This is a genomic window from Bacillus sp. T2.9-1, from assembly GCF_950097965.1.
In the GTDB taxonomy this organism is placed as follows: Bacteria; Bacillota; Bacilli; order Bacillales; family Cytobacillaceae; genus Niallia; species Niallia hominis.
In genome coordinates this window covers 235,266-241,331 of record NZ_CATNHG010000141.1, presented here as the reverse complement: position 1 = coordinate 241,331, position 6,066 = coordinate 235,266, and the positions used below count along the sequence as shown (strand labels likewise).

The window sequence follows — 6,066 nt, the reverse complement described above, 5'->3', positions numbered from 1 at the left end:
TGGACTAACCTAAAATAGTGAGACAATATAAAACACCTCCAAAATGGCAATACTTGAGATAAGTATTGTGACATTATTCGGAGGTGTTTTTGCGTGGGCAAAAAAACTGTATATACAAAAGAGATTAAATGGGCGGTAGTAAGAGATAAGCTTGAAGGAAAATTAACAACACGGGAAATTATGAACAAATACAAAATCAAAAATAAAACTCAAATTGAAACTTGGATGAGATGGTACAAAAATGGAGAAATGTATCGGTTTGATCAGCCAATTGGTAAACAATATACATTTGGGCATGGGCCCGATTCTTTAAGTAAGGACGAGCGAATAAGTAATCAACTAACTCACCTAAAAATGGAGAATGAAATTCTAAAAAAGTATATGGCGATGAGAAAGGAGTCGATAAAGGGCTAGTAGTACAATTGGTTGAACAATTTCGTGAAAAATATACCGTTACTTCCATTTTAAAAGTTTTAGGGATTCCACGTGCTAGCTATTATCGTTGGACTAAAGGGTTTGGTGAATATCGGAATGAACATGAAGAGTTAATTATTGAAATCTGTAAGGCTACTAAATATAGAAATGGTCATAGGAAAATTAGAGCTATTCTAAAGCGAGAACATCATATTCATCTTAATAGGAACACAGTTCAAAACATTATGCAGAAGCATCATTTGCAGTGTAAGGTGAAACCAAAACGCAAGTGGAAATCGCAGGGAGAAAGTGAAGTCATTGTACCTAATATTCTTAATCGTGATTTTAGTGCAAGTAAACCAAATGAGAAGTGGGTAACGGACATTACGTATATCCAGTATGGCAGCGAAACATTATATCTGTCTACGATTATGGATTTGTATAATAATGAAATCGTAGCTTATAAGATTTATAATCATCAACAAACGACATTAGTAATTGATACACTGCAGGATGCTTTGGATAAACGCAATCAGCCAGAAGGAGTTATTATACACTCCGATCAGGGGAGTGTGTATACATCGTATACTTTTCAAAATTATTTGAAGGAACATCATTTAGTAGGTAGTATGTCCAGACGAGGGAACTGTTGGGACAATGCGGTGATTGAATNAGGTTTTTAAAAAAGAAAAAGACGAAATTTTGATGAAAGAAAACATTTAGAAAACGGATACAAAATTAGAAGTTTTACTTTATAAAAAGGGAGCTAAAAAAAACTCCCACAAAAACTTGACTCAATCATGGATTTGTATAATAATGAAATCGTAGCTTATAAGATTTATAATCATCAACAAACGACATTAGTAATTGATACACTGCAGGATGCTTTGGATAAACGCAATCAGCCAGAAGGAGTTATTATACACTCCGATCAGGGGAGTGTGTATACATCGTATACTTTTCAAAATTATTTGAAGGAACATCATTTAGTAGGTAGTATGTCCAGACGAGGGAACTGTTGGGACAATGCGGTGATTGAATCATTTCATTCAAATTTAAAGACAGAGGAATTCCAATATTGTAAGTTTAATACCCTAGCTAATTTAGAAGTTATTTCTAGAATAGATGGGTACATTCATCATTACAACGAGGGTAGGATTCAAGCAAAATTAGGCTACTTAACTCCAATAGAATTTGGATTAAAGGCAGCTTAAAGGATTTCGGGGTTATCCACTTTGCATGTAGAAAAGACATGCACTTTATTTGGAGATGCGGGCATGATAGCCTATTATGGCTAAGCCAGATTCTCTTTGAGATATCTGGCTTCCTGGCTAAAGAATCTATGCCCGCAGAGGCTCCAAGTAAAGTGACAAAGTGCCTGAACTATTTCCAGTAAAGAACCAATATCAAATTAATGAAAAAGTGTTAAATTTAATATGGATAGGTGTTTTATATATGTCTCATTTGGCTAGGTCAGTTCAAACAGTCTATTTTTTTAACCAATAAAGGCTTCCATCTGCCTTGCGATCAAGAAATCCATATTCAATTAAATATCGTCTAATCAGAACATAGTCCTCATAAATTGTTTGTAAGAGCTGATTTAATTCTTTTTCCGAATAGCTCTCCTGTCCTTCTAATCGCTTTGCTATTTCACGAAGAACCATTAACTTTTGCTTTTGTTTCATCGGAAATTTACTCAAGACTCCTGCATTAAAATACTTAGCTGCTATTTCTTCCTGCTCTGCTTCCGTAATATTGTATCGGTCATCTACCATCGTAGCTGTTTGATGAATGGGGACAAAACTAGGGGCATGATTGTCCTTTTCCTTCATTAACTCTATAATCGCCAGAAAATTTCTTGCTTGCCGTTCCTTTTCCTTCAGAGCAAAACGATGATGCCTAATCGTTGAAGCACTGCCAATCTCCAGTTCCTTTTTTACCTCTGCATCACTTTTCCCTTGATAAAACAGCTCCAGTAATTTCGTCTGATGCTCCGTTAACCCTGTCATCTTTTTATCAAGACCAATCAAATAATGAAACACAGATTGATGCGAACCCTCAATATGACGCTTCATAAACTTCTCCGCCTCATATAATTTGCCATCCACTGGATAGATAATGCCCTTCTCTACCTGCTCCCCACACAAAAGACAAAGAAACGAATCATCTTTCTCTATATATCCCTTTTTTAATTCATCTATTGTTGCGTTTTGAAAAAATGATGAAACATCCATAAAACAAACACCTCGTTATTTTGTTTGTTATTTTATAAACAAAATTATATTTCGTTAGTAATATAATAAACATTTTTAGATTATCCGTCAATATTAGGGGGGATATTTTGGTGGACTGGGTTTTTGGCATTTCCTTTACGTATGGGGAAGGGACAACTACTACTATTGTCTCTGATGAACGATGAACACAACACTACTTTTCTCTTTGATACCATTGCTTTTGGTTTTCATCTCCTTGATGAACGCTACTTTTCCCTTTGATACTGCAGCTTTTGGTTTTCATCTCCTTAATGAACACCACTTTTTCCTTTGGTTCCGTTGCTTTTGGTTTTCATCCCCCTGATGAACACCACTTTTCCCTTTGATCCTGCTACTTTTGGTTTTCATCCCCCTGATGAATACCACTTTTTCCTTTGGTTCCGCTGCTTTTGGTTTTCATCCCTCTGATGAACACTACTTTCCCCCTCCTCCCTCCAAAGTCCTGCGTTCATCCCTATTCCTTCCTCTCCCACTCTAGCAATCTCCTAATAGACTTACCAAATTAAGTATATTAACATAGAAGAAACAACATTTATGGAGGATTCCTATATGAATATTCTTTGGGATTTTGATGGTACATTATTTGATACATATCCTGCTTATACAGAGGTTCTTTACAAGATACTTGGAGAAAAGATAGAAAAGGACTCTATTTATAAAGAATTAAAAGTTTCCTTTTCCCATGCGATTCAATTTTTTGGATTAACGGAACAGCAGATAAAAGAGATTAAGACTATGAATAAGGAAATCGATGTAAGTGCGGTAAAGCCTTTTCCAGGTGTAGAGGAGATTTTAAAAAAAGCGGATACGAATGTGATTATGACACATAAAAGCTATGCGGGAGTTACTCATTTTCTTCGCCATTATGGATGGGAGAAATATTTTGCGGAAATCGTAACTTTGGAGAATGGATTTCCTAGGAAGCCTGCAGTAGATTCCTATCACTATTTACATACGAAGTATTCGATTGATTTAGCGATTGGTGATAGAGAATTGGATTTAATTCCGGCAAATAAATTAGGGATTCAAACCTGTATGTTCCAAAATCAATGTGAAATTGCTGACTTTCATCTAGTAGACTATGCTGATTTTTTCACCGTATATCCTGTGACAGATAAAGCATAACGTAAAAAGGAGCCTTCCAAGAAGATCGATTCTTCTAAGGAAAGCTCCTTATTCTAATACTATTTCCACAATCTCTGGTCGATTAAAAATCCGCTGGGGAATTATGCTATTACCTAAACCTCTATTAACAATCATTACCGTTTCTTCTTTTTTATACATGCCGGCTGTATATTCGGGCATAAAGCCTTGATCTGGTGCGACTATTCCGCCGATGAACGGGAGTCTTACTTGCCCTCCGTGGGCGTGACCAGTTAAGACTAGATCCAATTTTTCATAGAGGGAAAACAACTCTGGTCGATGGGACAGCAGCAAATTAAAATGTTCCTCAGAGCGGTGGCTGTCGATAATTTCGGATAGTTCCTCTTCACCTGACAAAAAGGTTGGGTCATCTACCCCAATAAGATTCACGGTTTCTTCCTTTATTTTCACTAGCACCTGTTCATTTCTTAAGACATACACGCCTGCTTTCCGTAATTTCTCTTCTAAGTCAGAGAATTTTCCTGACCAGGATTCATGATTTCCAGTTACATAATAGGTTGGGGCTATTTGGATAAGCTCTTCCATTAATGTCATGCTTTTCTGTTCATCATAGTCTTTCGAATCAACAAGATCACCTGTGAATGCAATGATATCAGGATTTAAGTTTTTTACTTTCCTTACTAAACGGTTTTGATTTTTTCCAAATTGTTTACTATGTAAATCCGATAGTTGCACTACTTTAATCGAGTCTTTTATTTTTTCAGATGAAAGCTTGAAGGTTGAGGTAGATAGACTATTATTTTGGTAATAGGAAAATAGCATAAGGATACATATGCTTATGCCCACTAGTAACATTCTTTTTTTCATCCTTACTCTCACTCTTTCTTCCAGCTCACCTCAAAACCACCTTGCAATCCATCGCCGGTAATAATGAGCATATAGGTTTCTGTGTTTTTTGCCTCAAAGGTTAAAACGGACTTTTCCTCATTACTCAGCCCTATCCTCCGATTCTTTTCATCTATTAAATAATAGCCAAATCCACCGCCATTGCGATTCGTAAAATCAATGTAGATTGTTATCTTTTCTCCTTTTTTTGCTTTAACTGGGATATGATCTTCTCCGTTAAAATAAGAAAAATAGGCTTCATAGGACTGATCGCCTCTGACCGTATTCCATTCTTTTTTTACTGTAAAATCAGGAATCGTTAACAAAAGAAAGAGAATAGGCGTAAAGGCAAATGTCCATTTAAATGCGTTTAGCTTTGCCGCTAATTTAATTCCTATATAGAATAATAATGAGCAAATCAAGCCAATGGTTGCAGCTATTAAAGGGTATACATTCCACACAATCGGTAAAAACAGACAAAGCCCTGCTAAAAGATACAATACAATTTCTAGTTTCGGATAATATTTTGCTATACGATCAATTATCATAGAAACAAGAATCCCCACACCAAAAAAAGCAATCCAAAAGAAGGGATTTTTGATTTCATGGGAAAATAAATATAAATCAAAGCTGGATAAAAACATATAGCAAAAAAAGAGTGTGGCAGCAAACCCAGCTCCTGCTAGCTTTATTAAGACATATCCCATTCCCTTGCGGATATTCTGACTATCTACCATATTTGTTCCTCCCAAAGGATAATTACTACCATTCTATCAAAATAAGGAAATAAATTGTTAAAAACTTGAAAATTATTGAATCATTTAAAATCGATTATTGTTTTTATATGCATTTAACAAATAGATGATTCCTTTTTTCTTAATCCTTCTCGTTTTAAATAATGCCAACTAGGTCATACTTATTTTATGTATCTTTCGGGAGTGAAATTATGACTTGGTTTCCTTATATTTGTTTCCTTGTTACTATAATCATCATATGGTTTATGCCAAAGCATCTTACAAAAGTGGAAATATATGTGACTTGGTTTGTCGTTGGCTTAATTAATTTAAGCTCAGATATTATATTAAGTTTTGTATTCCATCTGTATGAGCTTGGACCAAAAGGCGTGCAATTGTCTGTTCATTTTATTGAACTAACACTTGGTTCCACCCATGGAATCATTTATTTAAATTTTATGCCCCATGATGTTAAAAGATTTATTCCTTATTTTTTCGCTTGGATTGCCTACTCTATTCTTTTAGAGTCTGCCCTTCTTTACTTTGGGTTCATTACCTACAGTGGATGGAGCTTATGGTATTCAGGAATTTATTATGCAGTTGCATTGGTTTATACAAGATGGCACTTAAACTTTATTCGAAGTGGGAAATAAGGA

General features: G+C 35.3%; 7 protein-coding genes and 1 pseudogene. 5 read left to right on the top strand and 3 right to left on the bottom strand.

Annotated features, from left to right (window positions below; genetic code table 11):
- Positions 1-93: 93 nt before the first annotated feature.
- From QQZ16_RS21825 to QQZ16_RS21820, 3 genes and pseudogenes are all read left to right on the top strand, one after another.
- Complete coding sequence (locus QQZ16_RS21825; RefSeq protein ID WP_016200952.1) at positions 94-414, top strand: transposase; 321 nt, start codon at positions 94-96, stop codon at positions 412-414.
- An 8-nt stretch (positions 415-422) separates the two neighbouring features.
- Positions 423-1,086, top strand: a pseudogene (locus QQZ16_RS23350) (IS3 family transposase); the annotation flags it as partial.
- A gap of 128 nt (positions 1,087-1,214) precedes the next feature.
- Positions 1,215-1,628: an IS3 family transposase gene (locus QQZ16_RS21820; RefSeq protein WP_284561785.1), complete on the top strand. Its 414-nt coding sequence runs from the start codon at positions 1,215-1,217 to the stop codon at positions 1,626-1,628.
- Positions 1,629-1,901: 273 nt separating this feature from the next.
- Here QQZ16_RS21820 and QQZ16_RS21815 read toward each other — a convergent pair whose 3' ends face one another.
- Positions 1,902-2,648 (bottom strand): DUF2087 domain-containing protein, encoded by a 747-nt coding sequence (locus QQZ16_RS21815; RefSeq protein WP_031539973.1) that lies wholly within the window; start codon positions 2,646-2,648, stop codon positions 1,902-1,904.
- Positions 2,649-3,236: 588 nt separating this feature from the next.
- Here QQZ16_RS21815 and QQZ16_RS21810 point away from each other — a divergent pair.
- Positions 3,237-3,812 carry an HAD-IA family hydrolase gene (locus tag QQZ16_RS21810; protein ID WP_031539971.1) on the top strand — a complete coding sequence of 192 codons (576 nt, stop codon included), beginning with the start codon at positions 3,237-3,239 and terminating at the stop codon, positions 3,810-3,812.
- Between the two features lie 48 nt (positions 3,813-3,860).
- Here QQZ16_RS21810 and QQZ16_RS21805 read toward each other — a convergent pair whose 3' ends face one another.
- Both QQZ16_RS21805 and QQZ16_RS21800 read right to left on the bottom strand, forming a co-directional pair.
- On the bottom strand, positions 3,861-4,658 hold the full coding sequence (locus QQZ16_RS21805; RefSeq protein WP_031539970.1) for a metallophosphoesterase: 798 nt from the start codon (positions 4,656-4,658) through the stop codon (positions 3,861-3,863).
- 8 nt (positions 4,659-4,666) lie between these two features.
- A complete protein-coding gene (locus tag QQZ16_RS21800; protein WP_031539969.1) occupies positions 4,667-5,413 on the bottom strand; it encodes a hypothetical protein in 747 nt (248 codons plus the stop codon).
- A gap of 209 nt (positions 5,414-5,622) precedes the next feature.
- Here QQZ16_RS21800 and QQZ16_RS21795 point away from each other — a divergent pair, with 209 nt between their 5' ends.
- Complete coding sequence (locus QQZ16_RS21795; RefSeq protein WP_031539968.1) at positions 5,623-6,063, top strand: hypothetical protein; 441 nt, start codon at positions 5,623-5,625, stop codon at positions 6,061-6,063.
- The last annotated feature ends 3 nt before the right edge of the window (positions 6,064-6,066 follow it).

Bases quoted from the DNA above. Each gene is read 5' to 3' on its own strand.
- QQZ16_RS21820 (WP_284561785.1), top strand. From the start codon at position 1,215: ATGGATTTGTATAATAATGAAATCGTAGCTTATAAGATTTATAATCAT.
- QQZ16_RS21815 (WP_031539973.1), bottom strand. From the start codon at position 2,648: ATGGATGTTTCATCATTTTTTCAAAACGCAACAATAGATGAATTAAAA.
- QQZ16_RS21805 (WP_031539970.1), bottom strand. From the start codon at position 4,658: ATGAAAAAAAGAATGTTACTAGTGGGCATAAGCATATGTATCCTTATG.
- QQZ16_RS21795 (WP_031539968.1), top strand. From the start codon at position 5,623: ATGACTTGGTTTCCTTATATTTGTTTCCTTGTTACTATAATCATCATA.
- QQZ16_RS21800 (WP_031539969.1), bottom strand. From the start codon at position 5,413: ATGGTAGATAGTCAGAATATCCGCAAGGGAATGGGATATGTCTTAATA.
- QQZ16_RS21810 (WP_031539971.1), top strand. From the start codon at position 3,237: ATGAATATTCTTTGGGATTTTGATGGTACATTATTTGATACATATCCT.